The 25,669-nt window shown below is 68.7% G+C and carries 26 protein-coding genes; 16 read left to right on the top strand and 10 right to left on the bottom strand.

Annotated elements, in window-relative coordinates:
* Nucleotides 1-14: 14 nt before the first annotated feature.
* Together mnmC and AC1RCS_RS09860 are read right to left on the bottom strand one after the other, a co-directional pair.
* Nucleotides 15-1,928 (bottom strand): bifunctional tRNA (5-methylaminomethyl-2-thiouridine)(34)-methyltransferase MnmC2/FAD-dependent 5-carboxymethylaminomethyl-2-thiouridine(34) oxidoreductase MnmC1, encoded by a 1,914-nt coding sequence (mnmC, locus tag AC1RCS_RS09865; protein ID WP_492245003.1) that lies wholly within the window; start codon nt 1,926-1,928, stop codon nt 15-17.
* Nucleotides 1,929-2,198: 270 nt separating this feature from the next.
* Nucleotides 2,199-2,474 (bottom strand): oxidative damage protection protein, encoded by a 276-nt coding sequence (locus tag AC1RCS_RS09860; protein ID WP_218294608.1) that lies wholly within the window; start codon nt 2,472-2,474, stop codon nt 2,199-2,201.
* A gap of 166 nt (nt 2,475-2,640) precedes the next feature.
* Between AC1RCS_RS09860 and AC1RCS_RS09855 the strand changes: the two genes are divergently transcribed.
* The 16 genes from AC1RCS_RS09855 to AC1RCS_RS09780 all read left to right on the top strand — a co-directional run bounded on the left by AC1RCS_RS09855 (nt 2,641) and on the right by AC1RCS_RS09780 (nt 16,072).
* A complete protein-coding gene (locus tag AC1RCS_RS09855) occupies nt 2,641-3,666 on the top strand; it encodes a sulfate ABC transporter substrate-binding protein (RefSeq protein WP_255594640.1) in 1,026 nt (341 codons plus the stop codon).
* A gap of 113 nt (nt 3,667-3,779) precedes the next feature.
* Nucleotides 3,780-4,370: an NADPH-dependent FMN reductase gene (gene ssuE, locus AC1RCS_RS09850; RefSeq protein ID WP_492244916.1), complete on the top strand. Its 591-nt coding sequence runs from the start codon at nt 3,780-3,782 to the stop codon at nt 4,368-4,370.
* Nucleotides 4,371-4,631: 261 nt separating this feature from the next.
* Nucleotides 4,632-5,588 carry a sulfonate ABC transporter substrate-binding protein gene (locus AC1RCS_RS09845; protein WP_492245002.1) on the top strand — a complete coding sequence of 319 codons (957 nt, stop codon included), beginning with the start codon at nt 4,632-4,634 and terminating at the stop codon, nt 5,586-5,588.
* A gap of 43 nt (nt 5,589-5,631) precedes the next feature.
* Nucleotides 5,632-6,588: a sulfonate ABC transporter substrate-binding protein gene (locus AC1RCS_RS09840; protein WP_218294610.1), complete on the top strand. Its 957-nt coding sequence runs from the start codon at nt 5,632-5,634 to the stop codon at nt 6,586-6,588.
* Between the two features lie 171 nt (nt 6,589-6,759).
* Nucleotides 6,760-6,981 (top strand): hypothetical protein, encoded by a 222-nt coding sequence (locus tag AC1RCS_RS09835; protein ID WP_492244915.1) that lies wholly within the window; start codon nt 6,760-6,762, stop codon nt 6,979-6,981.
* A 26-nt stretch (nt 6,982-7,007) separates the two neighbouring features.
* On the top strand, nt 7,008-8,171 hold the full coding sequence (gene ssuD, locus AC1RCS_RS09830) for an FMNH2-dependent alkanesulfonate monooxygenase (RefSeq protein ID WP_492244914.1): 1,164 nt from the start codon (nt 7,008-7,010) through the stop codon (nt 8,169-8,171).
* Nucleotides 8,172-8,193: 22 nt separating this feature from the next.
* Nucleotides 8,194-8,568 (top strand): VOC family protein, encoded by a 375-nt coding sequence (locus tag AC1RCS_RS09825; protein ID WP_218294613.1) that lies wholly within the window; start codon nt 8,194-8,196, stop codon nt 8,566-8,568.
* Nucleotides 8,565-9,437 (top strand): aliphatic sulfonate ABC transporter permease SsuC, encoded by an 873-nt coding sequence (ssuC, locus tag AC1RCS_RS09820; protein WP_492244913.1) that lies wholly within the window; start codon nt 8,565-8,567, stop codon nt 9,435-9,437. The genes AC1RCS_RS09825 and ssuC overlap by 4 nt, the downstream gene beginning before the upstream one ends.
* Before the next feature lie 45 nt (nt 9,438-9,482).
* Nucleotides 9,483-10,445 (top strand): aliphatic sulfonate ABC transporter substrate-binding protein, encoded by a 963-nt coding sequence (locus AC1RCS_RS09815; RefSeq protein ID WP_492244912.1) that lies wholly within the window; start codon nt 9,483-9,485, stop codon nt 10,443-10,445.
* 4 nt (nt 10,446-10,449) lie between these two features.
* Nucleotides 10,450-11,259 (top strand): ATP-binding cassette domain-containing protein, encoded by an 810-nt coding sequence (locus AC1RCS_RS09810; RefSeq protein WP_218294616.1) that lies wholly within the window; start codon nt 10,450-10,452, stop codon nt 11,257-11,259.
* 91 nt (nt 11,260-11,350) lie between these two features.
* Nucleotides 11,351-11,566 (top strand): TOBE domain-containing protein, encoded by a 216-nt coding sequence (locus tag AC1RCS_RS09805; RefSeq protein ID WP_007857120.1) that lies wholly within the window; start codon nt 11,351-11,353, stop codon nt 11,564-11,566.
* Nucleotides 11,567-11,761: 195 nt separating this feature from the next.
* Nucleotides 11,762-12,418, top strand: a complete 657-nt coding sequence (locus AC1RCS_RS09800) for a TetR/AcrR family transcriptional regulator (RefSeq protein ID WP_492244911.1) — start codon at nt 11,762-11,764, stop codon at nt 12,416-12,418.
* 106 nt (nt 12,419-12,524) lie between these two features.
* Complete coding sequence (locus AC1RCS_RS09795; RefSeq protein ID WP_218341004.1) at nt 12,525-13,526, top strand: NADP-dependent oxidoreductase; 1,002 nt, start codon at nt 12,525-12,527, stop codon at nt 13,524-13,526.
* A gap of 89 nt (nt 13,527-13,615) precedes the next feature.
* Entirely contained in the window at nt 13,616-14,323 is a 708-nt protein-coding gene (locus AC1RCS_RS09790) for an SDR family oxidoreductase (RefSeq protein WP_218294619.1), read from the top strand.
* Between the two features lie 351 nt (nt 14,324-14,674).
* Nucleotides 14,675-14,890, top strand: coding sequence for a TOBE domain-containing protein (locus tag AC1RCS_RS09785; protein ID WP_056168199.1), 216 nt, complete (start codon nt 14,675-14,677; stop codon nt 14,888-14,890).
* Nucleotides 14,891-15,106: 216 nt separating this feature from the next.
* Complete coding sequence (locus AC1RCS_RS09780; RefSeq protein WP_218341006.1) at nt 15,107-16,072, top strand: CysB family HTH-type transcriptional regulator; 966 nt, start codon at nt 15,107-15,109, stop codon at nt 16,070-16,072.
* A gap of 37 nt (nt 16,073-16,109) precedes the next feature.
* Here the strand turns inward: AC1RCS_RS09780 and AC1RCS_RS09775 are convergent, their stop codons facing one another.
* From AC1RCS_RS09775 to AC1RCS_RS09740, 8 genes are all read right to left on the bottom strand, one after another.
* On the bottom strand, nt 16,110-16,646 hold the full coding sequence (locus AC1RCS_RS09775) for a hypothetical protein (RefSeq protein WP_492244910.1): 537 nt from the start codon (nt 16,644-16,646) through the stop codon (nt 16,110-16,112).
* A gap of 71 nt (nt 16,647-16,717) precedes the next feature.
* Nucleotides 16,718-19,075: an ATP-dependent DNA helicase gene (locus AC1RCS_RS09770; protein WP_492244909.1), complete on the bottom strand. Its 2,358-nt coding sequence runs from the start codon at nt 19,073-19,075 to the stop codon at nt 16,718-16,720.
* Nucleotides 19,072-19,893: a hypothetical protein gene (locus tag AC1RCS_RS09765; protein ID WP_218341008.1), complete on the bottom strand. Its 822-nt coding sequence runs from the start codon at nt 19,891-19,893 to the stop codon at nt 19,072-19,074. Before AC1RCS_RS09765 ends, AC1RCS_RS09770 begins: the two co-directional genes overlap by 4 nt.
* 96 nt (nt 19,894-19,989) lie before the next feature.
* Nucleotides 19,990-21,138 (bottom strand): galactonate dehydratase, encoded by a 1,149-nt coding sequence (dgoD, locus tag AC1RCS_RS09760; protein WP_218341009.1) that lies wholly within the window; start codon nt 21,136-21,138, stop codon nt 19,990-19,992.
* Entirely contained in the window at nt 21,135-21,824 is a 690-nt protein-coding gene (locus AC1RCS_RS09755) for a 2-dehydro-3-deoxy-6-phosphogalactonate aldolase (protein ID WP_492244908.1), read from the bottom strand. Before AC1RCS_RS09755 ends, dgoD begins: the two co-directional genes overlap by 4 nt.
* A complete protein-coding gene (locus AC1RCS_RS09750) occupies nt 21,821-22,867 on the bottom strand; it encodes a 2-dehydro-3-deoxygalactonokinase (RefSeq protein WP_492244907.1) in 1,047 nt (348 codons plus the stop codon). Before AC1RCS_RS09750 ends, AC1RCS_RS09755 begins: the two co-directional genes overlap by 4 nt.
* 7 nt (nt 22,868-22,874) lie before the next feature.
* On the bottom strand, nt 22,875-23,813 hold the full coding sequence (locus AC1RCS_RS09745; protein ID WP_492244906.1) for a dihydrodipicolinate synthase family protein: 939 nt from the start codon (nt 23,811-23,813) through the stop codon (nt 22,875-22,877).
* A 109-nt stretch (nt 23,814-23,922) separates the two neighbouring features.
* On the bottom strand, nt 23,923-25,656 hold the full coding sequence (locus tag AC1RCS_RS09740) for an IlvD/Edd family dehydratase (RefSeq protein WP_492244905.1): 1,734 nt from the start codon (nt 25,654-25,656) through the stop codon (nt 23,923-23,925).
* Nucleotides 25,657-25,669: the final 13 nt, after the last annotated feature.

The raw sequence follows: 25,669 nt of genomic DNA, 5'->3' as shown, positions 1-25,669 counted from the left end.
CTGTTACAGGCCCGCTACAACCGTTCGCTGCCCAGCGCTTTGGCGAGTTTCGTGTCGATGGGCAGGGGTTCTCCCTGCAGGCGGGCGGCCAGCAGTTCGCCGCACAGAAGCGCCAGGGTCAGCCCGCGCGCGCCCATCGCTGTGCAGGCCCAGAGCCCGGGCAGCGCCTCGGCGTCGACGGGACCCACGATCGGCAGCCGGTCGGGCGCGGTGCAGCGCACGGCGGCCCAGGCGTGCAGGGGGCCGGGCGCAGCCTCCGCCGCCTGCGGTGCGGCGGCAAAGGCCGCGCGCAGCACAGGGGCCGTTTGGGGCAGCAGCGCCTGGAGCTTGGCCCAGTTGGCCGCGTGGGCCGCCTGGACGTCGGCCCCGGACGGAGGCAGGGTATCCACATCGCGCTCGAAGGTGGAGCCCATCACCCACGCAGCCGGGCCGCACGGGCCGTCACCCAGCGGAAAGCGGGGCACCAGGTTGCCGTTGCCGTTCACGGGAAAAGGCACCCCGGGCCCGGGGCCTGCCTGGTGCTCGCCCCAGGACACCTGCCCGCGCACGGGCTGCAGGGGCCATCGGTGTTCCAGCAGCATCGCACTGCCCGCGCCCGCGGCAATGACGATGGTGGGCGCCTGGGCGAGCACCTGGCCCCGGGCGTCCAGCGCCTGCCAGACGGGCGCCGCGCCGGCGGCCTCCACACGCCGCAGGCGGGCCACCTCGCAGTGGCCCTGCCAGTGGATGCCGGGTTGCGCGAGCAGGGCGGCCGCCATGCGCGCGGGGCGTATCCAGCCCCCCTGGCTGTGCCAGCACGCGGTGGTTTCGCGGCCCAGGCCCGCGGCGGCCAGCGTTGCCGGCGGGGCCGGCTCGCTCCAGTCCACGCCGGACCCCTGGCCCCAGCTGGCGGCCAGCCCGGGGGTGCCGTCGGTGCGGTGCTCCAGCACGCCGCAGGCCAACCAGTCGGTGCCTTCGCGCAGCAGCCATCGGGCTTGCTGCAGGGTGGTGCGCACGCCGCTGCGCGACAGGCGCGACAGCACGCTGTCGTCCGGCGACACATGGGGCGCGAACACCCCCGCCGGCAGGCCCGAGGCCCCGGCGGCGGGTTCGGCGGCGCTGTCCAGCACCCGCACCTGCCAGCCCCGGCGCGCCAGACTGGCCGCGCTGGCCGCGCCGGCGATGCCCCCGCCGATCACGATGCAATCGCCGGGCAGCGCGGGTTCGGGCTGTGCGCGGGGGGCGGTGCGCGGCTCCCAGTGGGGGGCGTACTGGGCGTGCAGGTTGTCGCGCTTGGGCGGCACGCCCGGGACACGGGCCACCGCGAAGCCGCACTGGGTGAGCGCGTCGCGCACCGCGCGCGCGATGGTCCAGGTGGACAGGCGGGTGCCGCGCCGGCAGCAGCGTGCCACGGCCTTCAGGGTGTGCAGGTCCCAGATCCCGGGGTTGCGCTGCGGGCTGAAACCGTCGAGGTAGATGGAATCCACCGTCAGCTGCTGCTGGCGCAGCACGGTCTGTGTATCGCCCACACACAGCGTGAGCAGCACCCGGCCTCCGTCGAACCGCAGCCGGTGCACCCCGGGCAGCAGGCCCCACCATTGGCGATGAAGCTCCTGCGCCAAGGGGGTCAGCTCGGGGTGGGCCGTGGTGGCGCGCAGCAGGTCGGCCGCGCTCACGGGCCAGGCCTCGGTCGACACGAAGTGCAGCAGGGTGGGGCGTGCGGGGTCAGCCCGCCAGGCGGCCCAGGTCACCAGGAAGTTCAGCCCGAAGCCGAACCCCGTTTCCAGAATGCGCCATTGCGGCTGCCCCGCCCAGGCGCCAGGCAGGCCGCAGCCCTGCAGGAAAACGCGGCGGGCCTGGTCCAGGCCGCCATTTTCACTGTGGTAGCGGTCACCAAAACGGGGGCTGTAGGGGGTGCCGTCCGGCAGCCAGTCAACAGGCTCGGAGATGACGCACCCCCTGAGTCGCTTCGCGCCGTCCCCCTCTCTCACGCTTCGCGTGGGAGGGGGCCGCAGCCAGCGGCCTGGCAAATCCAGTTCCGCGGCTACCTCGTCCGGGCAGCGCCAGTTTCATGGGCTGCGGGTGGTCGGTAATGCTACGGAAAACTGACATGGAGGCTCATGCGCTCGGTGGGACGTAGCCCGCTGCGGCATCCGCACCACCGCCGAAAAAGTGGTTTTGGCGAAACCACTTTTTGCAGCGCTGCATTTCGCTGCGCTTCATTGCGCGCTGGGCGGGACATATCCCGCCGCGGCGTCTGCGCCACCGCCAAAGAAATGGTTTTCCATCTGGCGGGCCAGGTACTGGCGGGCACGCGCGTCGGCCAGATTGAGGCGGTTTTCATTGACCAGCATGGTCTGGTGCTTGAGCCAGCCTGCCCAGGCTTCCTTGCTCACGTTTTCCCAGATGCGTTTGCCCAGCTCGCCGGGGTAGGGCGGAAAGTCGAGGCCCTCTGCTTCCTTGCCGAGCTTGATGCATTGAACGGTGCGTGCCATGGGGTTCCTTGTTGATGGGTGGAGTCTGCCGCAGCGCAAAGGGCTGCTCAGATGATTTGGATATAAAGAACTGAAATCTCAGTAGTTCCAGTTTTGAAGAGGGTCTTCCAGAATGCGTTTCATCGGTGAGTTGCACCGTTTTGCATTCGAAAAAAAGAGGCTCCCTATGAACTTTCGCCGCGACTTTATCAAGTTTCCCTTCGCCGCCGCCCTGGCGGGGAGTTTGGCCCTGGCGGCATTGCCGTCGTTTGCACAGTCTGTGACGCTGCTCAATGTGTCGTACGACCCGACGCGCGAGCTGTACGTGGACTTCAACCAGGCGTTCGCCAGGCACTGGAAAGCCAAGACCGGCCAGGACGTGACCGTCAAGCAAAGCCACGGCGGCTCGGGCAAGCAGGCGCGCTCCATCATCGACGGGCTGGACGCCGACGTGGCCACCCTGGCGCTGGCCGGCGACACCGACGCGTTGCACACCAACGGCGGCTGGATCCCCAAGGACTGGCAAAAGCGCCTGCCCCACAACAGCTCGCCCTACACCTCCACCATCGTGCTGGTGGTGCGCCAGGGCAACCCCAAGGGCATCAAGGACTGGGATGACCTCGTCAAGCCCGGCATCAGCGTGATCACGCCCAACCCCAAGACCTCGGGCGGCGCCCGCTGGAACTATCTGGCCGCCTGGGAGTTCGCCAAGCGCAAGAACGGGGGCAGCGATGCCAAGGCGAAAGACTTCGTGGCCAAGCTGTACGGCAACGTGCCCGTGCTGGACACCGGCGCACGTGGCTCCACCATCACTTTTGCCCAGCGCAACCAGGGCGACGTGCTGATCGCCTGGGAGAACGAGGCCTACCTGCTGGAAAAAGAATTCGGCACCAAGTTCGACGTGATCGCGCCCTCGATCTCCATCCTGGCCGAGCCCGCCGTGACGGTGGTGGACAAGAACGTGGACAAGAAGGGCACGCGCGCCGTGGCCGAGGCCTACCTGCAGTACCTGTACACCGAAGAAGGCCAGGACATCGCCGGCAAGCACTTCTACCGCCCCGCCGTGTCCGACAAGGCCAAGGCCAAGTACGCCAAGCAGTTCCCCAAACTGAACCTGTTCACCATCAACGACGCGTTCGGTGGCTGGGACAAGGCGGCCAAGGACCACTTTGCCGACAACGCCAGCTTCGACCAGATCTACACCAAAAAATAGGCTCACCCCGAAGCGGCCTTCGGCCGCCTCCCCTCAAGGGGCGCCACCCGTGGCCCGGCGAAGCCGGATCCACGGTGGCGCTGGCCAAGTCACGCCCTCTGGAAACACATTTCATGTCCGCTCTTCTCATCGCCGGCAGCCCCTCCGAGCGTTCCCGCTCCGCCGCCCTGCTGGACGCTGTCGCCCAGCGCCTGTCGGTGCGCGGCGCGCTGGTGGACCGCGTCCATATCCGTGACCTGTCGCCCCAGGCCTTGCTGCTGGCCGACTTCGGCCATCCCACCGTGGTGGGCGCTGTCGACCAGGTGGCCCGGGCCAGCGTGCTGGTGGTGGCCACGCCGGTTTACAAGGCGGCCTACAGCGGCGTGCTCAAGGTGTTCCTGGACCTGCTGCCGCAGACGGCGCTCAAGGGCAAGATCGTGCTGCCCCTGGCCACCGGCGGCAGCCCGCACCACATGCTGGCGCTGGACTACGCGCTGCGCCCCGTGCTGCAGTCGCTGGGTGCCAAGAGCATCCTGCCGGGCATCTATGCCACCGATGCGCAGGTCACGCTGACGCCCGAGGGCGCCTACCACCTGAACGACGACATCGCCACGCGGCTGGACGATGCGGTCAACGTGCTCGTGACCGAGACGCTGCGCCCGTTCCCTGCCCAGGCCACGCGGTTCGCGCCGGTGCATTTCTCGCAGGTGCGATGTAGCGTCTGACGGGCACCGCCCGCCCTGCGCGCGCCCCCACCCTGGGGGGGGCGGCGCGGCCGGGCTCCCGCATTTCTCGTTCCCCCTTTTTTTTGACAGGCCCGCTGCCCGCAGCGGTGGGCAGGGCGGAGCACTGCCCGGTTCAGACGCCCCCTTTTTTTCATGATTCAAAGGACATTCACCATGAGCACACTGACACGCGACGGCGCAGCCAGCTCAGACCGCGCCCACGATGCCCCGCCGACCAGCGGGCTGGCCGCCCTGCGCAACATGTTCATCGGCTTCGTGGTCTTCACCGCGTTCGTGCTGATCGCCGCCTTCCTGCTGGCGCAGCCGGTGCATGCCCAGACCAGGGGCGAGCTGCGCATCGGCTACCAGAAGTCGGCCAGCCTGTTCGTGCTGCAAAAAGCGGCGGGCACGCTGGAGAAGAAGCTCGCTCCCCTGGGCTTCGGCGTGAAGTGGGTCGAGTTTCCGGCTGGCCCCCAGCTGCTGGAAGGCCTGAACGTGGGCGCCGTGGACGTGGGCTACGTGGGCGAGGCACCGCCCATCTTCGGCCAGGCCGCTGGTGCCAAGTTCGTCTACTTCGGGCACGACCCCGCCGCGCCGCGCGCCGAGGCCATCCTGGTGGCCAAGGACTCGCCCATCAAGTCGGTGGCCGACCTCAAGGGCAAGAAGGTCGCGCTCAACAAGGGCAGCAACGTGCACTACCTGCTGGTCAGGCAGCTCGAGAAGAACGGCCTCAAGCTCTCCGACATCCAGCCCGTGTACCTGGCCCCGGCCGACGGCCGCGCCGCGTTCGAGAGCAAGAACGTGGATGCCTGGGTGATCTGGGACCCGTTCCAGGCCGCCGCAGAGAAAGCCACTGGCGCCCGCGTGCTGGCCGACGGCACGGGCGGCGTGGTCAACAACTACCAGTACTACCTGGGTGCCCGCGACTTCGTCACCAGGAACCCCAAGGTCATCGCGGCGCTGTTCGAAGACTCGGTGGCCCAAGGCATCTGGCTCAAGAAGAACCTGCGCCAGGCCGCAGAGCTGATCGCGCCGCTGCAAGGCCTGCCGGTGGACGTGGTCGAGCTGGCGCTGCAGCGCTACGAATTCAACGTCAAGCCCATCACGCCCGATGTGGCGGCCGACCAGCAAAAGATCGCCGACACGTTCTTCGAACTGAAGCTGATCCCCAAGGCCATCAAGGTGAGCGACGCAGTGGTGCTCGGCGCGCAGCCCTGATGCCCCGGCCCCTTGCACACGCATCCATCTTCAGAAGAACACCATGACGACTTCGATCTCCCTGTCCCGCCGCCGCCTCGTCCAGGGTGCGGCCAGCGCAGTCGCGCTGCCGGCCTTCGGTGCGTTGGCGCAAACCCCCGCCCGTGAGTTCCGCATCGGCCACCAGAAGGGCTTCCTGAGCCTTCTCAAGGGCCGCGGCACGCTCGAAAAGCGCCTGACCCCGCTGGGTGTCTCCATCAAGTGGACCGAGTTCACGGCCGGCCCCGTGCAGCTGGAGGCACTGAACGTCGGCTCCATCGACTTCGGCGACGTGGGCGAAGCGCCCCCGATCTTCGCGCAGGCCGCGGGCGCCCCGCTGGCCTATGTGGCCGCCACCGTGCCCCGCCCCAAGGCCGAGAGCGTGCTGCTGCCCAAGGGCTCGCCCATCAAGACCGTGGCCGATCTCAAGGGCAAAAAAGTTGCACTCAACAAGGGCAGCAACGTGCATTACTTCCTGGTCAAGCTGCTGGAAAAGCACGGCCTGAAGTACAGCGATGTGAACGTGGCCTTTCTGCCGCCCGCCGATGCGCGTGCCGCTTTTGAAAAAGGCTCTGTGGACGCCTGGGTGATCTGGGACCCGTTTGCCGCTGCCGCCGAAAAGACGCTGGACGCCCGCCTGCTGGCCGACGCCACCGGCGTGGTGGGCAACCGCGCCTACTACTTCTCGTCGCTGCAGTACGCCGACAAGAACACCGACGTGCTGCGCATCGCCATCGAAGAGATCAACAAGATCGACATCTGGGCCAAGGTCAACCGCGACCTGCTGGCGGCCGAACTGGCCCCGCTGTTCGGCATCCCCAAGCCCGTGCTCGATTTGTCCACGTCGCGTGCCGAGTACGGCACGGGCCCGGTCACGCCCGAGATCCTGGCCGAACAGCAAAGGATCGCCGACACCTTCTTCGACTTGAAGCTGATCCCCCAGCGCATCCAGGTGCGCGACGTGGCGCGCTCGCCGTGGTAGAGGGTGCACCCCCTGAGTCGCTTCGCGCCTTCCCCCTCTCTCGCTGCGCGGGAGGGGGACGCCTCCGGTGGCCCGGCAAAGCCGGTTCCACGGTGGCACTGGCCTTGGCAGCGCCAGTTTTAACGGCCTCGGGTCAACAGTCCGCCGCAATTGAAACCAAGGAGCCCTGACATGCCCAACGCTTTCGCAAACCCTGTCCACGACGCAGCACGCCGCGTGCTGCGCACCACGGCCAACGCCTGGCGCCTGAAGGCGCCGGCGCGCAGGCCGGTCCGCACCCGCAACCGTGTGCATGCCGGTGTGCGTGCCGATATGGCGGCGGGGGGCATGCGGGCCTGTCCATTGCGTTTCGGCTTTTCGCTGGCGGGCTACGGCCTGGCCTTCTCCTATTGATGACCCCCACACGGCAAAGTGACACCATGAAAATCTACTGGTTCATCCCCACCCACGGCGACAGCCGTTACCTTGGCACAGCCAGGGGCGCGCGCCAGCTCAGCCTCGAGTACCTGCAGCAGGTGGGAGTGGCCGCCGACAGCCTGGGCTACGAAGGCGTGCTCATTCCCACCGGCCGCTCGTGCGAAGACCCGTGGGTGATCGCATCGAGCCTGCTGGCGGTCACGAAGAAGCTCAAGTTCCTGGTCGCGGTGCGCCCCGGCCTGCACCAGCCCGCGCTGGCCGCCCGCATGGCCGCCACCTTCGACCGCCTGTCGGGCGGGCGCTTGCTCATCAACCTGGTGACCGGTGGCGACCGCGCGGAGCTGGAGGGCGATGGCGTGTTCCTGGACCACGCCACGCGCTACGAGCAGTCGGCCGAGTTCATCCGCATCTGGCGCGAAATCCTCACGCGCAGCCACCGGGGCGAGACCTTCGACTACGAGGGCAAGCACCTGTCCGTCAAAGGCGCCAAGCTGCTGTTCCCGCCGCTGCAGGAGCCGCACCCGCCGGTGTACTTCGGCGGCTCGTCCGACGCTGCGCACGACCTGGCGGCCGAGCAGGTCGAGACCTACCTCACCTGGGGCGAGCCCCCGGCCGAAGTCGCCAGGAAGGTGGCCGACGTGCGCGCCCGTGCCGCCAAACACGGCCGCACCGTGAAATTCGGCATCCGCCTGCACGTCATCGTGCGCGAGACCGAGGCGCAGGCCTGGGCCGCGGCTGAAGAACTCATCAGCCATGTGGACGACGAAACCGTGGCGCGCGCGCAGTCGGTCTTTGCACGCATGGACTCCGAAGGCCAGCGCCGCATGGCCGCGCTGCATGCCGGGGGTGTGAAGCGCAGCCGCGCAGACCTGGAGATCAGCCCCAACCTGTGGGCCGGCGTGGGCCTGGTGCGCGGCGGCGCGGGCACGGCCCTGGTGGGCGACCCCGAGACGGTGGCCGCGCGCATCACCGAATACGCGAACCTGGGGCTCGACCACTTCGTGCTGTCGGGCTATCCGCACCTGGAAGAAGCCTACCGCTTCGCTGAACTGGTGTTCCCGCTGCTGCCGCTGGGCGTGCGCGAGAAGCTCGCTGGCGGCAACCCGCTCGGCCCCTTTGGCGAAACCGTGGCCAACGACTTCGTGCCACGTGCGTCGCAAAGCTGAAACCCCTGACAGGAGCCATGCCATGAGCATCCAGTCCATCAACCATGTGCAGCTGGCCTTTCCGGCCGGTGCCGAGGCGCCCATCCGGCGCTTCTATGCCAGTCTGCTGGGGCTGCCCGAAGTGCGCCTGCAGGCGGGCAACACGCTGCGCTTTGCCGCGGGCACGCAGCGCATCGACCTGGTGCCCACCGAGCACTGGCAGCCCGCGCCCGCGGTATCGCACCTGGCCTTCGAGGTGCAGGACCTGCCCGCATTGCGCCACCGCCTGCTGCAGGCCGAACTGGCGCTGGTGGAAAACCGCGCACTGCCCGGCTACCTGCGCTTTTACGTCAAGGACCCGGCGGGCAACCAGCTGGAGTTCTTGGAACCTGACCACGAACCGGAAATCAACCCATGACACAGACACAGACTGTCCGAGAGCTGCAGGTATCGCCCGTGGCCGACTCCGTCGATCTGCCGATCGAGAGTCCCTTGCTGCCCGCGCCGCTGGCCCGCTTCCTTGCCAGTGTTGCGCAGCGCCTGCTGCCCTGGGCCGTGCCCGTGGGGCTGATCGTGCTGTGGCAGATCGCATCGTCGCAGGGCTGGCTCTCCACCCGCGTACTGCCGGCGCCGCTCGAGGTCATCAAGGCCGCGTGGACGCTCACCGTGTCGGGCGAGCTGTGGACCCACGTCAAGGTGAGCGCCGGCCGTGCGCTGGCGGGCCTGGCCATCGGCGGTGGCCTGGGCCTGCTGCTGGGTTTGCTCACCGGCTCGGTGCGCTTGTTCGAGACCCTGCTCGACTCCACCATCCAGATGGTGCGCAACATCCCTGCGCTGGCGCTGATCCCGCTGGTGATTCTGTGGTTCGGCATCGACGAGTCGGCCAAGCTGTTCCTCATCAGCGTGTCGGTGTTCTTCCCGATCTACCTCAACACCTTCCACGGCATCCGTAATGTGGACCCGGGCCTGATCGAGATGGGGCGCACCTATGGCCTCGGCCGTTGGCAGCTGTACAAACAGATCATCCTGCCCGGCGCGCTCTCCAGCATTCTGGTGGGCCTGCGCTTCTCGCTGGGCCTGATGTGGGTGATCCTGATCGTGGCCGAGACCATCTCGGCGCAGGCGGGCATCGGCTACCTCACGATGAACGCCCGCGAGTTTTTGCAGACCGACATCGTGCTGGTCGGCATCCTGCTGTACGCACTGCTGGGCAAGCTGGCCGACCTGTTCGCCAAGGGCCTGGAGCGCTACTGGCTGCGTTGGCATCCGGGCTACCAGACGCCGTAAGGCGCACTGCAGCCCGACCCTTCATTCCAAGAATTGCGGACCACCATGACCACCTCTTTCAACCTTCACCGGCGCACCGTGCTGGGTGCCATCGCCGCGTTGTCGAGCGGTTTGGCCGCCGCGCAGGGCAAGCCTGAAACCTTGCGCATCGGACTTCAAAAGTCATCGACGCTCACCACCATCCTGCGCACGCGCGGCACGCTGGAGCAGTTGCTCGCGCCTCTCAACGTCAAGGTGACGTGGCACGAGTTCACCAGCGGCCTGCCGCTGCTCGAAGCGCTGAACCTGGGCAACATCGATGTGAGTGCCGACGTGGCCGATACCGTGCCGGTGTTCGCCCAGGCAGCAGGCGCCAACCTGACCTTCGTGGCGCAGGAGTCTCCATCGCCGTCGGCCCAGGCCATCGTGGTGCGCGCCGACTCGCCCATCAAGACCGTCGCGGACCTCAAGGGCAAGAAGATCGGTTTTGCCAAGGCCGCCGGCGTGCACTTCTTGTTGATCGCCGCGCTGGAAAAGTCGGGCCTGTCGTTCAAGGACATCGAGCCCGCCTACCTGACCCCCGCCGATGGCCGCGCCGCCTTCGAGCGCGGCGCCATCGACGCATGGGTGGTGTGGGACCCGTTCCTCGCCGCCGTGCAAAACCAGTCGGCCGTGCGCGTGCTGGCCGACGGGCGCGACCTGGCCTCCTACCAGCGCTACTACCTGGCCGGCACCCCGTTTGCCCAGGCGCGGCCCGACGTGCTGCGCGTGTTCTTCACCGAGCTGCAAAAGGCTGGCGTCTGGGTCAAGCAAAGCCCCAAGGACGCGGCCGCGCTGCTGGCGCCCGTGTGGGGGCTGGATGCGGGCGTGATCGAGCTGGCCAACAGCCGCCGCAGCTACGAGGTGCGTGCCGTGGTGCCCGCGGCGCTGACTGAACAACAACGCATCGCCGATGCCTTCTTTGCCGAAAAGCTGCTGCCCAGGCGCGTGAATGCGCTCGACGTGCCGCTGTTCAAGACCGGAGCCTGACACCATGACCCAGACCCACACCCCCGCCGCACAAGGCGTGCGCCTGGAAGTGCGCGGCGTGGACAAGCGCTACGGCACCCGCGACGTGCTCAAGAAGACCGAACTCGTGATCGAGCCCGGCCAGTTCGTGGCCATCGTGGGCCGCAGCGGCTGCGGCAAGAGCACGCTGCTGCGCCTGGTGGCCGGGCTCGAATCCGTCTCGGGCGGCGCGATCCGCCTGGACGGCAAGGACGTGGCCGGGCTGAGCGACGACACCCGCATCATGTTCCAGGACTCGCGCCTCTTGCCCTGGAAGCGCGTGGCCGACAACGTGGCCCTGGGCCTGCCGCCTGCGCGGCGCGGCGCCGCCGCCGACGTGCTGGCGCGCGTGGGCCTGGGTGACCGCCTGACCGAGTGGCCCGCGCGCCTGTCCGGCGGCCAGCGCCAGCGCGTGGCCCTGGCCCGTGCGCTGGTGCACAACCCGCGCCTGCTGCTGCTCGACGAGCCTTTGGGCGCGCTCGATGCGCTGACCCGCATCGAGATGCACCGCCTCATCGAAGGCCTGTGGCGCAGCAGCGGCTTCACCGCGCTGCTCGTGACCCACGATGTGCAGGAGGCGGTGGCCCTGGCCGACCGCGTGATCCTGATCGAGGACGGCCAGATCGCGCTGGACCAGCGCATCGACCTGCCACGCCCGCGATCGCACGGCGACGCTGCCTTTGCCGCCATTGAAAAACGCATCCTGGACCGCGTGCTGCAAAAGCCCGACGGCGAGCCGGCGCACGAAGCGCCGTGGCCCGGCGTGCCTGCGCATGGTCTGCGCTGGGCGGTGTAGCCGTTTCTGGCGCCTGCTGCCTTTCATTGCTTTCTTTTTTTGTCTTCTGTCATTCCTTTCTTCGCCCTACGGCCCCATCAAGGAGAACCCCATGTCCATCCAAGCCATCAACGTCCGTAACCAGTTCAAGGGCAAAGTCCGCGAGATCGTGCGCGGCGATGTCGTCTCCGAAGTCGATGTCGAAACGCCCTGGGGCATCGTCACGTCGGTCATCACCACGCGCTCGGTGGACGAGCTGGCGTTGGTCGTGGGCTCCGACGTGGTGGCGCTGGTCAAGTCGACCGAGGTGTCCATCGCCAAGCTGTGAATGGATGTGAGAGAAATATGCCCCTACCGCTTGCTGGTAGGACGCAATGCGCTATGAAAATTGTAGTGTTTGCAGACAAGCCCTTTCGCAGGGCCTGAGTCTTTGGTTTCAAGGGGGCCGGGGGCTTGGGTGGATTGGGCCTCGCAGAAGCTGCGGCTCAGACGGCCGGGATTGCGACACAGAGTGATATGTCGTATGATGCACATCATGCTAAAGTCCACACCCCATTCCAGAGCCGCCGCCAAGGAGGCCACGCACGAGCGCATCGTGTCGGTGGCCTCGCGCGCGATCCGGCGCCAGGGGTACCACGGCACGGGCGTGGCGGACATCATGAAAGAGGCGGGCCTGACGCACGGCGCCTTCTACGCGCACTTCGACTCCCGCGAGGCCATGCTGGCCGAGGCGGCCGCCAAGGCGTGCACGGAATCCGCAGCGCTGGCGGCCGGTGCCGCGGCCGGCGAGCCGTCGCCCCGCGCGCTGGCCGCCATGCTCTCGGCCTACCTGTCGCGCCAGCATGTCGAGAGCGTCGAGATGGGCTGCCCCCTGGTCGCCCTGGGCTCGGAGACATCGCGCCAGGCGCCCGAGGTGCGCCGCGTGGCCACCCGGCACATCAAGGAAATGGTCGACCTCATCGCGCGCCAGTCGCCGCAGTGGGGGCAGCCCGCAGCTCATGAACAGGCGCTGGTCACCATGGCCACCATGGTGGGCGCCCTGGTGCTGGCTCGCGCGGTGGACGAGCCCGCGCTGTCGGACAGCCTGCGCGAGGCCGCGTTCAAGCACCTGACGCAGCTGACGAATTCGACGCACGCTGCAGACTCTGCGCCCACCACGCCGACCGGCGCGCCTGGCTGACTCCCCTTGCAGCGCGCTTTTTTTTGCCATTACATATGACGATCATCATGCGAATTTGCTTGCGAGCTGCACGGTTCTGTGCTTTGCCCCTCACCCAGGAAGCCCCATGAAAGCCTTTGTCCTCGACCGCTACGCCAAAAAGGCCGCGCTGCGGCTTGCCGATATGCCCGCCCCGGATCTGCGCGACGACGAGGTGCTGGTCTCCGTGCATGCGGCGGGAATCAACCAGCTGGACTCGAAGATCCGCGACGGTGAGTTCAAGCTCATCCTGCCCTACAAGATGCCCCTCGTCCTCGGGCATGACGTGGCGGGCGTGGTGGTCAGCGTGGGGCCGCGTGTGCGGCAGTTCAAGCCCGGCGACGAGGTCTACGCCCGGGCCGACGATTTCCGCATCGGCGCCTTTGCAGAACTCATCGCCGTCAAGGAGTCCTCGCTGGCGCTCAAGCCCCGGGGTCTGACGATGGAAGAGGCGGCGTCGATCCCGCTGGTGGGCCTCACGGCCTGGCAGGCGCTGGTGGAAAAGGCGCAGCTGAAAAAAGGCCAGAAGGTCTTCATCCAGGCGGGGTCCGGCGGGGTGGGCACCTTTGCCATCCAGCTGGCCAGGCACCTGGGCGCCACCGTCGCCACCACGGCCAGCGCGGGCAATGCGGCGCTGGTCCAAAGCCTGGGCGCCGACGTCGTCATCGACTACAAGACGCAGGACTTCGAAGAGGTGCTGCGCGGCTACGACGTCGTGCTGCACAGCCAGGACGGCAAGGCGCTGGCCAAGTCGCTGCGCGTGCTCAAGCCCGGCGGCCAGGTCGTCTCGATCTCCGGCCCGCCCGACCCGGCATTCGGCCAGACCCTTCGCGCGCCCGGCTTGGTGCGGCTGGTGATGCGTCTGCTGAGCGCGGGCACCCGGCGGCGCGCCAAGGCGCTGGGCGTGGGCTACTCGTTCCTCTTCATGCGGGCTCACGGCGCGCAGCTGCGGGAGATCACGCGCCTTGTCGAATCGGGCGCCATCCGCCCGGTGGTCGACAAGGTCTTTCCGTTCAGCGCCACCAACGATGCCCTGGCCTACGTGGAAGCGGGCCGTGCCAAGGGCAAGGTCGTCATCAAGGTGGTGTAAGCCAGCAGGCCGCTGCACATCCCTTTTTCACACGTCGCCGGTCCCCACCCAACCTCCCATCCGTTCAACCTGTCCCTCTGGAGATTTTCATGAAGATCGAAAACGCTGTCGTCCTCATCACCGGTGCCAACCGCGGCATCGGCCTGGCATTTGCGCGCGAGCTGCTCGCCCGCGGCGCACGCAAGGTCTACGCCGGTGCGCGCGACCCCGCCACCATCACGCCCCAGCCCGGCGTGCAGGCCCTGCGCCTGGATGTCAACAACCCGGCCGATGTAGCGGCCGCTGTGGCAGCGGCGCCCGACGTGACACTGGTGATCAACAACGCCGGCATCGCCCAGCCCGGGGGCTTTCTGGCCGCCGACAGCGAAGAGGTCGCGCGCCGCCTCTTCGACACCAACTTCTTCTCCGTGCTGCGCGTCAGCAAGGCGTTCGCACCCATCCTCGCGGCCAACGGCGGCGGCGCGCTGCTCAACGTGCTGTCGGTGGCATCGTGGGTCAACGGCGGCGAGCTGGCGGCATATTCGGCCAGCAAGTCCGCCGCCTGGTCGCTGACCAACGCGCTGCGCCACGAACTGGCGGCGCAAAAGACGCAGGTGCTGGGGCTGCACATGGCCTATGTCGATACCGACCTGACGCGCGGCTTCGACGTTCCCAAGTCGAGCCCCGAGCAGATCGTGCAGCGCGCGCTGGACGGTCTGGCGGCGGGTGCGGACGAGGTGCTGGCCGATGAACTCACGCAGCACGTCAAGCTGTCGATGACGGCCACGCGGCCGAGCTACCTGCCGCAGCCCGCCTGAGACACCAGCGACTTCCCCGGCTGAACCGGCCGCTTGCATTCGCCCCGCCAGATCGAGAGGTCTGGCGGGGCGGCTGCGTTTTGCGGCGGCCGTCGTGTGGGGCGGCCCGAACAACGGTGCACTCCCACGGCCCACGCATATGCCGTGGCGGCAGCAACTCATGCCCCACACATCTAAGCCAAAGCTTATGACTAATGACCATTTATTCGTATAAGAGACTTGATTTACATTGCTTCTGGTTGTTTAGTTTTGTGGGTGCGTAGCGGGTGACCCCGCGCGACAGGATCGTTGTCGAAGCCCGCCACCGCCAAGTGCCTGCCCATTCTTTTTCCATCTTCCAGGAGCCTTTCCATGTCCATCCAAGCCATCAACGTCCGCAACCAGTTCAAGGGCAAAGTGCGCGAAATCATTCGCGGCGACGTCGTCTCCGAAGTCGATGTCGAAACCCCCTGGGGCATCGTCACGTCGGTCATCACCACGCGCTCGGTGGACGACCTGGCCCTGGTCGTGGGCTCCGACGTGGTGGCGCTGGTCAAGTCCACCGAAGTGTCCATCGCCAAGCTGTGATCCGGATTTGATGAAAATGGGCCGCCGGCGCTTTCTGGTAAAGCGCTGGCAGCTATTGAAAATATAGCGAACGCCTGTCTGCGCAGGGGGCCGGTGAGGCGCGTGCACCGGTTCGGTTCAGGCCGGGCGACGAGGTCTGCGCGCGCGGCGGGCCGATTTCCGCGCGGGTGGCCATGCCGAGCGGGCCGCCCCGCCCATCCATCTCTACAGGGACCCATGAATTTTCAGCAACTGCGCTCCGTGCGCGAAGCCGTGCGCCGGGGCTTCAACCTGACCGAGGTGGCCAACATGCTGCATACCTCGCAACCCGGCGTGAGCCGGCAGATCCGCGAACTGGAAGAAGAACTGGGCGTGGAGATTTTCGTGCGCGCGGGCAAGCGCCTCACGGGCCTGACCCCGCCGGGCGCAGCCCTGCTGCCCACTGTGGAGCGTCTGCTGCTCGAAGCCGACAACCTCAAGCGCGCGGGGCAGGATTTCAGCGACAGCGCGCAGGGCCGCCTGTCGGTGGCGGCCACGCACTCGCAGGCGCGCTACGCGCTGCCGCAGGTGGTGCGCGACTTCCGCGCGCTGTTTCCGCAGGTGTCGCTGCACCTGCACCAGGGCTCGCCGCGCCAGGTGGCCGAGATGCTGCTCAGCGGCGAGGCCGATATCGGCGTCGCCACCGAAGCGCTCGCGGGCTATGACGCGCTGGTCACGCTGCCGTGCTACCGCTGGACGCACAGCATCGTCGTGCCGCCCGGCCACCCGCTGCTGGAGCTGCAGGCGCCGGTCACGCTGGAGCAGCTTGCGCAGCACCCCATCATCACCTACGAGCTGGGCTACACGGGCCGCGCGCACATCGACGAAGCGTTTGCCCGCGAAGGCATCGCGCCCGACATCGTGCTGACGGCCATGGACGCCGACGTGATCAAGACCTATGTGGAGCTGGGCATGGGCGTGGGCATCGTGGCATCGATCGCGGTGGACGCCGAGCGCGACCGCCACCTGCGGCTCATCGACGCGGGCCATCTGTTCGAGGTCAACCTCACGCGGCTGGGCCTGCGCAGGGGCGCCTGGCTGCGCGGCTACGCCTATCACTTCATCGAGAGCTTCGTGCCCACGCTCACGCGCGAGGCGGTGGAGAAGGCCGTGCAGCAAGGCGCGCAAGGGGCGGGCGAGCTTTCGGAGCCGGTGGACCGCTGACGCGGGGCCCGCGGCACCGGCCCACGGGGCGCGGCCGTCAGCGCGGCAGGCAGCCCGCCATGCCCTGGCCGGGCGCGGAGACATCGGCCAGTGTGAGGGCCACCGTGGCGTCGTCCCGCCCCGGCGTCTTGGTCAGGCGCGAGCCATTGTTCCACCGCCACTGCCGGCCGTCGAAGCTGTAGATGAACGTGTGCGTGCGGTTGGACACCAGGTGGGCGGGCGTGAGGGTGATGGCCTGGGCGTCGGCCTCCGACGCGGCGGCGGCCCGGGCCTCGTTGTCCTTGACCACGATCTTGCCCACATAGGGGGTGATGGCGGATTCGGTGCGTGTGAGCTCATGCTGCACCTGGGCGGGGCTGTGGCCGAGCTTGATCCATGGGCCGGCGCCCAGGCGCTGCACGGCGGGCGTGCGCCCGGCCAGGAACCCGGTGCACGATGCGACGATGGCGTCAAATCCCGCCTGGGCCGCGCTGGCCGGGGCTGCCGGGGTGGCACCCGAGCCCGAAGGCCTGTCGCAGCCCGCCAGGGCGATGGTGAGGAGCAGAACCAGGGGGACGCGCAAGGGGAGGGACATGGGATGTGTGGCGGGCGGGATGCACTGGGGCCATTGTGAGCCGCGCGGAGGCCGCCGGGGCTTGACCGGGATCAAGTCTTTGCATTGCCCGCGTGGGCGGCGTCCAACCCGGCGCGGCGGGGCGCCCCGCACACCCACCAGCCTGGCAGCAGCGCTTGCACGGCGTCCCGGCCATAGCGGTCGTCCATCAGGTGCACCACGCCCTCGTCGGTGGGGGTGCGGATCACGCGCCCGGCCGCCTGCACCACCTTCTGCAGGCCGGGGTAAAGATAGGTGTAGTCGTAGCCCGCCCCGAACAGGGTTTGCATGCGCTGGCGGATCTGCTCGTTGACGGGGTTGACCTGGGGCAGGCCCAGCGTGGCCAGGAAGGCGCCGATGAGGCGCTGGCCCGGCAGGTCGATGCCCTCGGCGAAGGCGCCGCCCAGCACCGCGAAGGCGATGCCCTGGCTGGTGTCGGTGAAGCGATCGAGGAACTGCCGCTGCTCCGCTTCCAGCATGCGGCGCGACTGGCACCAGTGGGGTACCTCGGGGTGGCATTGCGCAAACAGCGCCGCCGCCTGCTGCAGGTAGTCGTAGCTGCTGAAGAACGCGAGGTAGTTGCCCGGCCGCGCGTGGAACTGCCGCGCCATCAGCGCCACGATGGGAGGCAGCGACGCGCCCCGGTCCGCGTAGCGGGTGGAGATGTGCCGTGCCACCCGCACCTGCAGTTGCGCGGCCTGGAACGGGGACTCGACATCGATCCAGCAATGCCCGGCGGGCAGCCCCAGCAAATCGGCGTAGTAGCGCGCGGGCTGCAGCGTGGCCGAGAAGAGCGTGCTGGTGTGTGCTGCTTCCAGCCGGGGCTGCAGGAAGGGCGCGGGCACCACGTTGCGGATGCAGACCAGCGATTCGCCCGGCGTGGGCGCCTTGCCGCCCGGGGCCGCAGCGGGCCGCGTGATGTCTACCAGCGAATGCGCATCCAGCAGCTCGGCCATGCGCACCACGTGCAGGGCATCGAAGTAGAAGGCCTGCAGCGCCGGATCGGGCTGCGCCGGCTGGTCGGCGAAGTGTTCGGTGAGCGTGCTGCCGCACTGCTGCAGCGCGGCCAGCAGCTTGTCGGGGAAAGCCTCCAGCACGGCATAGCCGCCGGTTTGCGCCTTGTCCAGCGCCACCCAGCAGCGGCGCACCTTGTCCAGAGCCTTCTTCACGGGGGCATGGCGCGCGGCGGTGGCGCTGCGGCGGGCCTCGGCCAGCGCGGCGGGGCGCAGCTCGGCGGTGTACATCTTGCGGCCTCGCTCGACGAGGTTGTGCGCCTCGTCCACCAGCAGCGCCGCGCGCCAGCCATTGGCCTGGGCCAGGCCGTGCAGCAGCCCGCCCATGTCGAAGTAGTAGTTGTAGTCGCCCACCACCACGTCGGCCCAGCGCGCCAGCTCCTGGCTCAGGTAGTAGGGGCAGACCTGGTGCTGCAGGGCTGCCTCGCGCACGCGCGCCTGGTGCAGTGCCACCCGCTGACCCGCGCCGCCGTCCGATGGCTGCAGCGCGGCGGCGCGTGCGGCGGGCAGGCGGTCGTAGAAGCCCTGGGCCAGCGGGCAGGATTCGCCGTGGCAGGCCTTGTCGGGGTGCTCGCAGGCCTTGTCGCGCGCCACCAGTTCCAGCACGCGCAGCGGCAGGGCGGGGGCGCTGCCACACAGGCGCGAGAGGGTGTCAAGGGCCGTCTGCCGCCCCGAGGTCTTGGCGGCGAGGAAGAACACCTTGTCCAGCCGCTGCGCGGGCACCGCCTTGAGCAGCGGGAACAGGGTGCCCATGGTCTTGCCGATGCCCGTGGGCGCCTGGGCCAGCAGGCAGCGGCCAGCGGAGGCGGCCTTGTAGACGGCTTCCGCCAGGGGGCGCTGGCCGGTGCGAAAGCCGCCGAACGGGAAGGCCAGTGCCGTGAGCGCCGCGTCGCGCGCGGCGCGGTGCGCCACCTGCGCCTCGGCCCAGGCGATGAAGCGCTCGCACTGCGCCTCGAAATGCCGCTGCAGCTCGAAGGCGGCATGGTGTTCGGTGAACACCGTCTCCTGCTGGCTGCCGATGTCGAAGTAGACCAGCGCCAGGTCGATGTGGGCCAGCCCCTCCTGCGCGCACAGCAGCCAGCCGTAGATGCGCGCCTGGGCCCAGTGCAGCGCGCGGTGCGAGGCGGGCTGGCGGTCGAGCCGGCCCTTGAAGGTCTTGACCTCGTCGAGCCGGCCATGCTCGGGGTCGAAGCCATCGGCCCGGCCGCGCACGCGCAGGCCCTTGTAGCTGCCAGCCAGCGCCACCTCGGCGCGGTAGCCCGCGCCCCGGCGCGCGGCGGCCACCGCATGGCCGGCCATGCCTTCCAGCGCCGTGGGGGCGGGCGTGAAGCGCAGGTCCAGGTCGCCCTGCTTGGCGGTGAACTCGCACAGCTCGCGCACCGCCACGGTGTAGGTCATGGCATGTCCGCGGGAGGCAGTTCGCCAGCACCGGGCTCGCCCAGGTGGGCCTGCGCCGTCTCGTCCTCGCCGCGCAGCGGCGTGGCCTTGCACAGGGCCATCCACACCGCGAAGGGCAGGGTGCAGCTCGCATGGCGCGCGGGGCGCAAGAGCTCGAAGCGGCCATCGTCCAGCCCGCCATGCAGCACCCAGATGCCGAAGTGCTCGGGAATCTCGCCGGCCTCGGCGATGCCGGCCGGGAACACGTAGTAGCACTCCTCGCACAGCCACTGGTAGGCCTGGCGCTTGGCATCGTGGCGCAGGTCCGACAGCAGATCGGATCGGCTGTACTTGATCTCGTGCACCATGGGCTGCAGGTACGCCGGCACGCTGGTATTGCGCACCGAGAACAGGTCCGGCCGCGCCATGCGCCAGACGTTGGCTGCGGTGCGGCTGGCGGGCGTGTCTTCGCTCCACAGCGGGCTGCTGGTGGCCGGGATGGGGGCAGGGGCTTCGGGCACAGCCCCGTCGATCACGGCGCGCAGCGACAGCTCACGCCAGACGATGCGGCCCGAGGCCAGCAGGTGCCCGGCAAACTTCTGGCCCAGGCGGTCGTGCGCGCTCAACGCCCGCGCGCCACGCTGGCGCGCCTGTGCCAGGGTGCGGATACCTTCCTCGGTCAGGCGCAGCGTCTCGCAGCCTTCGGGCGAGGTGTGCAGCACCACCAGCTGCGCGGCCAGCAGGTCTATTTCCAGCGCATCCTTGCACGGCCAGCCCGCCGAACGCCAGATCTGCATCAGGCGCGCGCGGTGAAAGCGGGTGAGGGTGAGCGGTGTCATGGCACAAGGATAAAACACTGATTGTAATTACAGTGTTCTGCCCGGGCGCCACCTGCTTTCCGGACGCTCGGTACACCCCGGCCGGCATGCGGCCCGTCACCATTCGGCGAAGCTGCCGTCGCGGTGGCGCCACACGGGGTTGCGCCAGCGGTGGCCTTCGGAAGCGCGTTCGCGCACATACGCCTCGTTGACCTCAATGCCCAGGCCCGGGCCCTGGGGAATGGCCACCATGCCGTCCTCGTACGCGAACACCTCGCCGTTGGACACGTAGTCGAGCAGGTCGTTGCTCGCGTTGTAGTGGATGCCCAGGCTCTGCTCCTGGATGAAGGCGTTGTAGCAGACGCCGTCGAGCTGCAGGTTGGCCGCCAGCGCGATCGGCCCCAGGGGGCAGTGCAGGGCCAGGGCCACGTCGTAGGCCTCGGCCATGGTGGCGATCTTGCGCGTCTCGGTGATGCCACCCGAGTGCGAGGGGTCGGGCTGGATGATGTCCACATAGCCCTCGGACAGCACGCGCTTGAAGTCCCAGCGCGAGTACAGCCGCTCGCCCAGCGCGATGGGGGTGGACGAGAGGTGCGCCAGCTCCTTCAGGGCCTCGTAGTGCTCGCTGAGCACGGGCTCCTCGATGAACATCAGCCTGTAGGGTTCGAGCTCCTTGAACAGCACCTTGGCCATGGGCTTGTGCACGCGGCCATGGAAGTCCACGCCGATGCCCACGTTGGGCCCCACCGCCTCGCGCACGGCGGCCACGTTCTGCAGGCATTTCTCGACCTTGTCGAAGCTGTCCACGTATTGCATTTCCTCGGTGCCGTTCATCTTCACCGCGGTGAAGCCGCGCTCCACGGCGGCCTTGGCCGCCGCGGCGGTCTCGCTGGGCCGGTCGCCGCCGATCCAGCTGTAGACCTTGATGCGCTCGCGCACGCAGCCGCCCAGCAGCTCGGACACGGGCACGCCCAGGGCCTTGCCCTTGATGTCCCACAGCGCCTGGTCGATGCCCGCCAGCGCACTCATGTGGATGCCGCCGCCGCGGTAGAAACCGCCGCGGTAGAGCACCGTCCAGTGGTCCTCGATGTGGCGCGGGTCCTTGCCGATCAGGTAGTCGCCCAGTTCCTCGACGGCGGCGGCCACGGTGTGGGCCCGGCCTTCGAGCACGGGCTCGCCCCAGCCGACGATGCCTTCGTCGGTCTCGATTTTCAGGAAGCACCAGCGTGGTGGCACCAGGAATGTGGTCAGTCGGGTGATCTTCATGGGGCAGGATGCAAAGCGGAAATGGAAGAGGCGGTGGAGGACGCGCCGCCGTAGGCGCCGCGCCAGGCCTGCATGAAGGCCGCGGCCTGGCGAGCCACGTCCGGCGCGGTGTCCCCCGGACGGTAGAGGGCCGAGCCCAGGCCGAAGCCGCTGGCCCCGGCGGCCGCGTAGGTGGCAATGGCCTCGGGCACGATGCCGCCCACGGGCACCAGCGCCATGGGCGGGGTGATCACGGCGCGCCAGGCCTTGAGCACATGCGGGGGCAGGGCTTCGGCCGGAAAGAGCTTGAGCATGTTGGCGCCCGCCGCCAGCGCGGCATAGGCCTCGGTCAGCGTGGCCACGCCGGGCGCGCAGGCCATGCCGGCCGCGCGTGCGGTGCGGATCACTTGGGGGTCACTGTGGGGCATGACGATGATCTGCCCGCCTGCCGCCGCCACATCGGCACAGGCCTCGGGCGTGAGCACCGTGCCTGCGCCCACCAGGCAGTCGGCGGGCAGCGCGTCGCGCAGCGCGCGGATGCTGGCCAGGGGCTCGGGGGAGTTGAGCGGCATCTCGATGATGCGAAACCCCGCGTCGTACAGCGCATGGCCAATGGCCACCACCTCATGGGGCTGCACGCCGCGCAGGATGGCGATCAGGCCGCAGTGCTGCATGGTGTTGAAGAGGTTCTTGTCGATGGGGTTCATGCGGCTTGGCTCCTGGGGGATGGTGTTTGCTGTGCGCCAGGGGTAACCAGCCCGGCTGCCAGCGCGATCTGCCACAAGCCAGTGACCGTGGCTTGGGCGGCAACAGTGGGCGGCGCGAAGCCGCAGGCCTGCAGGGCGATGGCGTAGCGGCGGCACAGGTCGGCCTCGCCGCACAGCACCAGCGGGAGGGGGGCGGGGCCGGTGGGCGGGTGCAGGCGCGCCAGGCTGGCGATCTCGTGGCCGATGAGGATGCCCGAGAGGTAGTCCGCCTGTGCCGTGGCGGGCAGTGCGCCGGTCAGGCCCAGCGTGCGCGTGCTGAAGATGTGCGACAGCAGGCCCGGGGCGGCATCGCTGCCGCGCGCCACCTGCAGGCCTTGCGCGAATGCGGCGTCGTCGGGATCGGCCGGGGCCTGCATCGTCCGGCCCAGGATGGTGTGGCCGCGCAGTGCGGCAAACACTTCGCCCGTCATGAAGGTGTGGAACCGATCGATGCTGCGCCGGGTGCCGTCTCTTTGCGCCACCACCCACTTGCTGTGCGTGCCCGGCAGGCCCACGAGCAGCGGGCCTTGGCCCGCCAGGGCGGCATCGGCCAGCACGCCCAGCACCTGCGTCTCTTCGCCGCGCATCACGTTGGGCAGGCCGGAGCGCTGCAGCAGCCCGGGCACGATGTGCAAGGGTGCGGCGTTGCCACGCTGCACCACGGCCAGCCCGCGCGCCAGATCGTCCAGCGAGGTGGGGGTGTCGATGTAGGGGGCTTCGCGCCAGCCCTGGGCGCTGCCCACCATGCCGCAGGCCAGCACGGCTGCCGACGGCAGGGCGGCCAGCCAGTCGCCGCAGGCGTCCTGCAATGCGCGCTCGAAGGCCATGCCGGGCTGCGCGTCGGCCTGCCCAGCGGGTGCCGGGGGCAGGTTCATGATGCCCCAGGGGCGGCTGCGTTGCTCCAGCACCTGCCCGTGGACGCCCAGGCGAAAAGCGCGCAGCGAGCTGGTGCCCCAGTCCAGGGCGATCAGGCGGGTGTCCGAGAGGTTGGCGGTGTCGGCCATGGCGTGCCTATCGGCCCCAGCGCAGCACTAGCGGGTCCAGCCGGCGTGCGATGTCGATGAGGCCCCTGCGTACTTCAGGGTGCATGGCCGGGAAGGGGTGGCGGCCGGCCTCGCAGGCGATCACGCCGCCTTCCTTCATGAGCGCCTTGGCGGTGAGGATGCCGCCCTGGCGGTTCTCGTGGTTGATGAGCGGCAGCCAGCGCTGGTAGAGCGCGAAGGCCTGGTCCATGTCGCCCTGGCGGTGGGCTTCGATGATGGGGCGGATGCCGTCGGGGAAGGCGCCGCCCGTCATCGCGCCGGTGGCACCGGCATCCAGGTCGGCCAGCAGGGTGATGGCCTCTTCGCCGTCCCATGGGCCTTCGATGGCCGCACCGCCCAGGCGGATCAGCTCGCGCAGCTTGCTGGCGGCACCGGGCACCTCGATCTTGAAGTAGGCCAGGTGCTCGATCTCCTGCGCCATGCGCGCGAGGAACGGGGCCGACAGCACGGTGCCGCTGGCGGGCGCGTCCTGCACCATGATCGGGATGCCGATCGCATCGGACACGCGGGCATAGAACTCGTAGATCTGCGCCTCGGGCACGCGGAAAGTGGCGCCGTGGTAGGGCGGCATGACCATCACCATGGCGGCGCCCATGTCCTGCGCGGCGCGGCTGCGCTCGGCGCACACGCGGGTGCCGTAGTGGGTGGTGGTGACGATGACCGGTACACGGCCTGCCACATGCTCCAGCGATGTGCGGGTGATGACTTCGCGCTCGGCGTCCGATAACGAGAACTGCTCGGAGAAGTTGGCCAGGATGCAGACGCCGTCCACACCGGCATCGATCATGAAGTCAAGGCAGCGCTTCTGGCTGTCGAGGTCGAGCGTGCCGTCTTCATGGAAGGTGGTGGGCACCACGGGGAAGATGCCTCGGTGGCGAGGGTTCTGGAGGGAATGGGTGGCTGGCATGGCGGAGGAAAGGTGGAAATTTGAGTGGAATACGGCTCTGGCGCTTGTCTATCAAGCGCTAATTGCTATAAAATATGTAGCATTCCAACGAACTGGTTAGCCGCCGGCATCAGTGAGAGTGGCGAGGGACGGCGGCGCCACGGCAGCCGACGAGGAAGTCGAAGTCGCAGCCATCGTCCGCCTGCAGTACATGGTCCACATACAGACGCTGGTAACCGCCGCGCCCGCCGTTGTCGGTGCTCGCCAATGCGGCCAGGCGTGCCGCCAGTTCATCGTCGCTGATGTCCAGGTGCAGGCGGCCCTGCTCGCAGTCCAGCTCGATGAAGTCGCCGTCGCGCACGGCGGCCAGCGGGCCACCCGCGGCGGCCTCGGGCGCCACGTGAAGCACCACGGTGCCGTAGGCCGTGCCGCTCATGCGCGCGTCGGAGATGCGCACCATGTCCTTCACGCCCTGGCGCAGCAGCTTGGGCGGCAGGCCCATGTTGCCCACCTCGGCCATGCCGGGGTAGCCCTTGGGGCCGCAGTTTTTCATCACCATCACGCAGCTGGCGTCGATGTCCAGGTCTTCGTCGACGATGCGCTCCTTGTAGTGCTCCAGGTTCTCGAACACCACGGCGCGGCCGCGGTGCTTGAGCAGCTCGGGCGATGCGGCCGAGGGCTTGAGCACCGCGCCGCGCGGCGACAGGTTGCCGCGCAGGATGCAGATGCCGCCGTCGGCGATCAGCGGGTTGTCGATCGGGCGGATCACCTCGTCGTTGTACTGCGGCGCCTCACGCACGTTGTCCCACAGGCTCTTGCCGTTGACGGTGAGGGCGTCGGGGTGCGGCAGCAGCCCGTTCTCGCCCAGGCGGCGCAGCACGGCGGGCAGGCCACCGGCATAGTAGAACTCTTCCATCAGGAAGCGGCCCGAGGGCTGCAGGTCCACCAGGGTGGGCGTGCCGCGGCCGATGCGCGTCCAGTCCTCCAGGTCCAGCGGCACGCCGATGCGGCCGGCGATGGCCTTCAGGTGGATCACGGCATTGGTCGAGCCGCCGATGGCGGCATTGGTGCGGATGGCGTTCTCGAAGGCCTCGCGCGTGAGGATCTTGGAGAGCGTGAGCCCCTCGTGCGCCATCTCCACGATGCGCCGGCCCGACATGTGGGCCAGCACGTAGCGGCGCGAATCCACGGCCGGGATGGCCGCGTTGTGCGGCAGCGAGGTGCCCAGCGACTCGGCCATGCACGCCATGGTGCTGGCCGTGCCCATGGTGTTGCAGGTGCCGGCAGAGCGGGACATGCCGGCTTCGGCCGCGAAGAACTGGTGCTCGTTGATTTCGCCGGCCTTCAGCGATTCGTGCAGCCGCCACACGGCCGTGCCCGAACCGATGTCCTTGCCGTCGAGCTTGCCGTTGAGCATGGGCCCGCCCGTGACCACGATGGCCGGCACGTCGCAGCTGGCCGCGCCCATCAGCAGGGCGGGGGTGGTCTTGTCGCAGCCGACGAGCAGCACCACCGCGTCGATGGGGTTGCCGCGGATGGCTTCTTCCACGTCCATGCTGGCCAGGTTGCGCGTGAGCATGGCCGTGGGGCGCAGGTTGGATTCGCCGTTGGAGAACACCGGGAACTCGACCGGAAAGCCGCCGGCCTCGTAGATGCCGCGCTTGACGTGCTCGGCGATTTTGCGAAAGTGCGCGTTGCACGGTGTCAGCTCGGACCAGGTGTTGCAGATGCCGATGATGGGGCGGCCGTCGAACTCGTGGTCCGGGATGCCCTGGTTCTTCATCCAGCTGCGGTACATGAAGCCGTTCTTGTCGGCGGTGCCGAACCATTCGGCGGAGCGGAGCTTGCGCGGGGAGGAGGTCATGCTGTTGTGGTTC

Source organism: Acidovorax sp. GW823-FHT01C06, assembly GCF_058798375.1.
Note: the sequence above shows the minus strand (reverse complement) of the source record. Positions and strands in the feature narration are given on the sequence as shown.

What these genes read in the sequence shown, in the direction of transcription:
- AC1RCS_RS09785 (WP_056168199.1), top strand. Translation starts at nt 14,675, where the DNA reads ATGTCCATCCAAGCCATCAACGTCCGCAACCAGTTCAAGGGCAAAGTG.
- ssuC (WP_492244913.1), top strand. Translation starts at nt 8,565, where the DNA reads ATGACACAGACACAGACTGTCCGAGAGCTGCAGGTATCGCCCGTGGCC.
- AC1RCS_RS09800 (WP_492244911.1), top strand. Translation starts at nt 11,762, where the DNA reads ATGATGCACATCATGCTAAAGTCCACACCCCATTCCAGAGCCGCCGCC.
- AC1RCS_RS09740 (WP_492244905.1), bottom strand. Translation starts at nt 25,656, where the DNA reads ATGACCTCCTCCCCGCGCAAGCTCCGCTCCGCCGAATGGTTCGGCACC.
- AC1RCS_RS09780 (WP_218341006.1), top strand. Translation starts at nt 15,107, where the DNA reads ATGAATTTTCAGCAACTGCGCTCCGTGCGCGAAGCCGTGCGCCGGGGC.
- AC1RCS_RS09750 (WP_492244907.1), bottom strand. Translation starts at nt 22,867, where the DNA reads ATGGCCGACACCGCCAACCTCTCGGACACCCGCCTGATCGCCCTGGAC.
- AC1RCS_RS09770 (WP_492244909.1), bottom strand. Translation starts at nt 19,075, where the DNA reads ATGACCTACACCGTGGCGGTGCGCGAGCTGTGCGAGTTCACCGCCAAG.
- AC1RCS_RS09745 (WP_492244906.1), bottom strand. Translation starts at nt 23,813, where the DNA reads ATGCCAGCCACCCATTCCCTCCAGAACCCTCGCCACCGAGGCATCTTC.
- AC1RCS_RS09805 (WP_007857120.1), top strand. Translation starts at nt 11,351, where the DNA reads ATGTCCATCCAAGCCATCAACGTCCGTAACCAGTTCAAGGGCAAAGTC.
- AC1RCS_RS09775 (WP_492244910.1), bottom strand. Translation starts at nt 16,646, where the DNA reads ATGTCCCTCCCCTTGCGCGTCCCCCTGGTTCTGCTCCTCACCATCGCC.
- AC1RCS_RS09835 (WP_492244915.1), top strand. Translation starts at nt 6,760, where the DNA reads ATGCCCAACGCTTTCGCAAACCCTGTCCACGACGCAGCACGCCGCGTG.
- dgoD (WP_218341009.1), bottom strand. Translation starts at nt 21,138, where the DNA reads ATGAAGATCACCCGACTGACCACATTCCTGGTGCCACCACGCTGGTGC.
- AC1RCS_RS09810 (WP_218294616.1), top strand. Translation starts at nt 10,450, where the DNA reads ATGACCCAGACCCACACCCCCGCCGCACAAGGCGTGCGCCTGGAAGTG.
- AC1RCS_RS09795 (WP_218341004.1), top strand. Translation starts at nt 12,525, where the DNA reads ATGAAAGCCTTTGTCCTCGACCGCTACGCCAAAAAGGCCGCGCTGCGG.
- AC1RCS_RS09840 (WP_218294610.1), top strand. Translation starts at nt 5,632, where the DNA reads ATGACGACTTCGATCTCCCTGTCCCGCCGCCGCCTCGTCCAGGGTGCG.
- AC1RCS_RS09815 (WP_492244912.1), top strand. Translation starts at nt 9,483, where the DNA reads ATGACCACCTCTTTCAACCTTCACCGGCGCACCGTGCTGGGTGCCATC.
- AC1RCS_RS09825 (WP_218294613.1), top strand. Translation starts at nt 8,194, where the DNA reads ATGAGCATCCAGTCCATCAACCATGTGCAGCTGGCCTTTCCGGCCGGT.
- AC1RCS_RS09790 (WP_218294619.1), top strand. Translation starts at nt 13,616, where the DNA reads ATGAAGATCGAAAACGCTGTCGTCCTCATCACCGGTGCCAACCGCGGC.
- AC1RCS_RS09855 (WP_255594640.1), top strand. Translation starts at nt 2,641, where the DNA reads ATGAACTTTCGCCGCGACTTTATCAAGTTTCCCTTCGCCGCCGCCCTG.
- ssuD (WP_492244914.1), top strand. Translation starts at nt 7,008, where the DNA reads ATGAAAATCTACTGGTTCATCCCCACCCACGGCGACAGCCGTTACCTT.
- AC1RCS_RS09755 (WP_492244908.1), bottom strand. Translation starts at nt 21,824, where the DNA reads ATGAACCCCATCGACAAGAACCTCTTCAACACCATGCAGCACTGCGGC.
- AC1RCS_RS09845 (WP_492245002.1), top strand. Translation starts at nt 4,632, where the DNA reads ATGTTCATCGGCTTCGTGGTCTTCACCGCGTTCGTGCTGATCGCCGCC.
- AC1RCS_RS09765 (WP_218341008.1), bottom strand. Translation starts at nt 19,893, where the DNA reads ATGACACCGCTCACCCTCACCCGCTTTCACCGCGCGCGCCTGATGCAG.
- AC1RCS_RS09860 (WP_218294608.1), bottom strand. Translation starts at nt 2,474, where the DNA reads ATGGCACGCACCGTTCAATGCATCAAGCTCGGCAAGGAAGCAGAGGGC.
- ssuE (WP_492244916.1), top strand. Translation starts at nt 3,780, where the DNA reads ATGTCCGCTCTTCTCATCGCCGGCAGCCCCTCCGAGCGTTCCCGCTCC.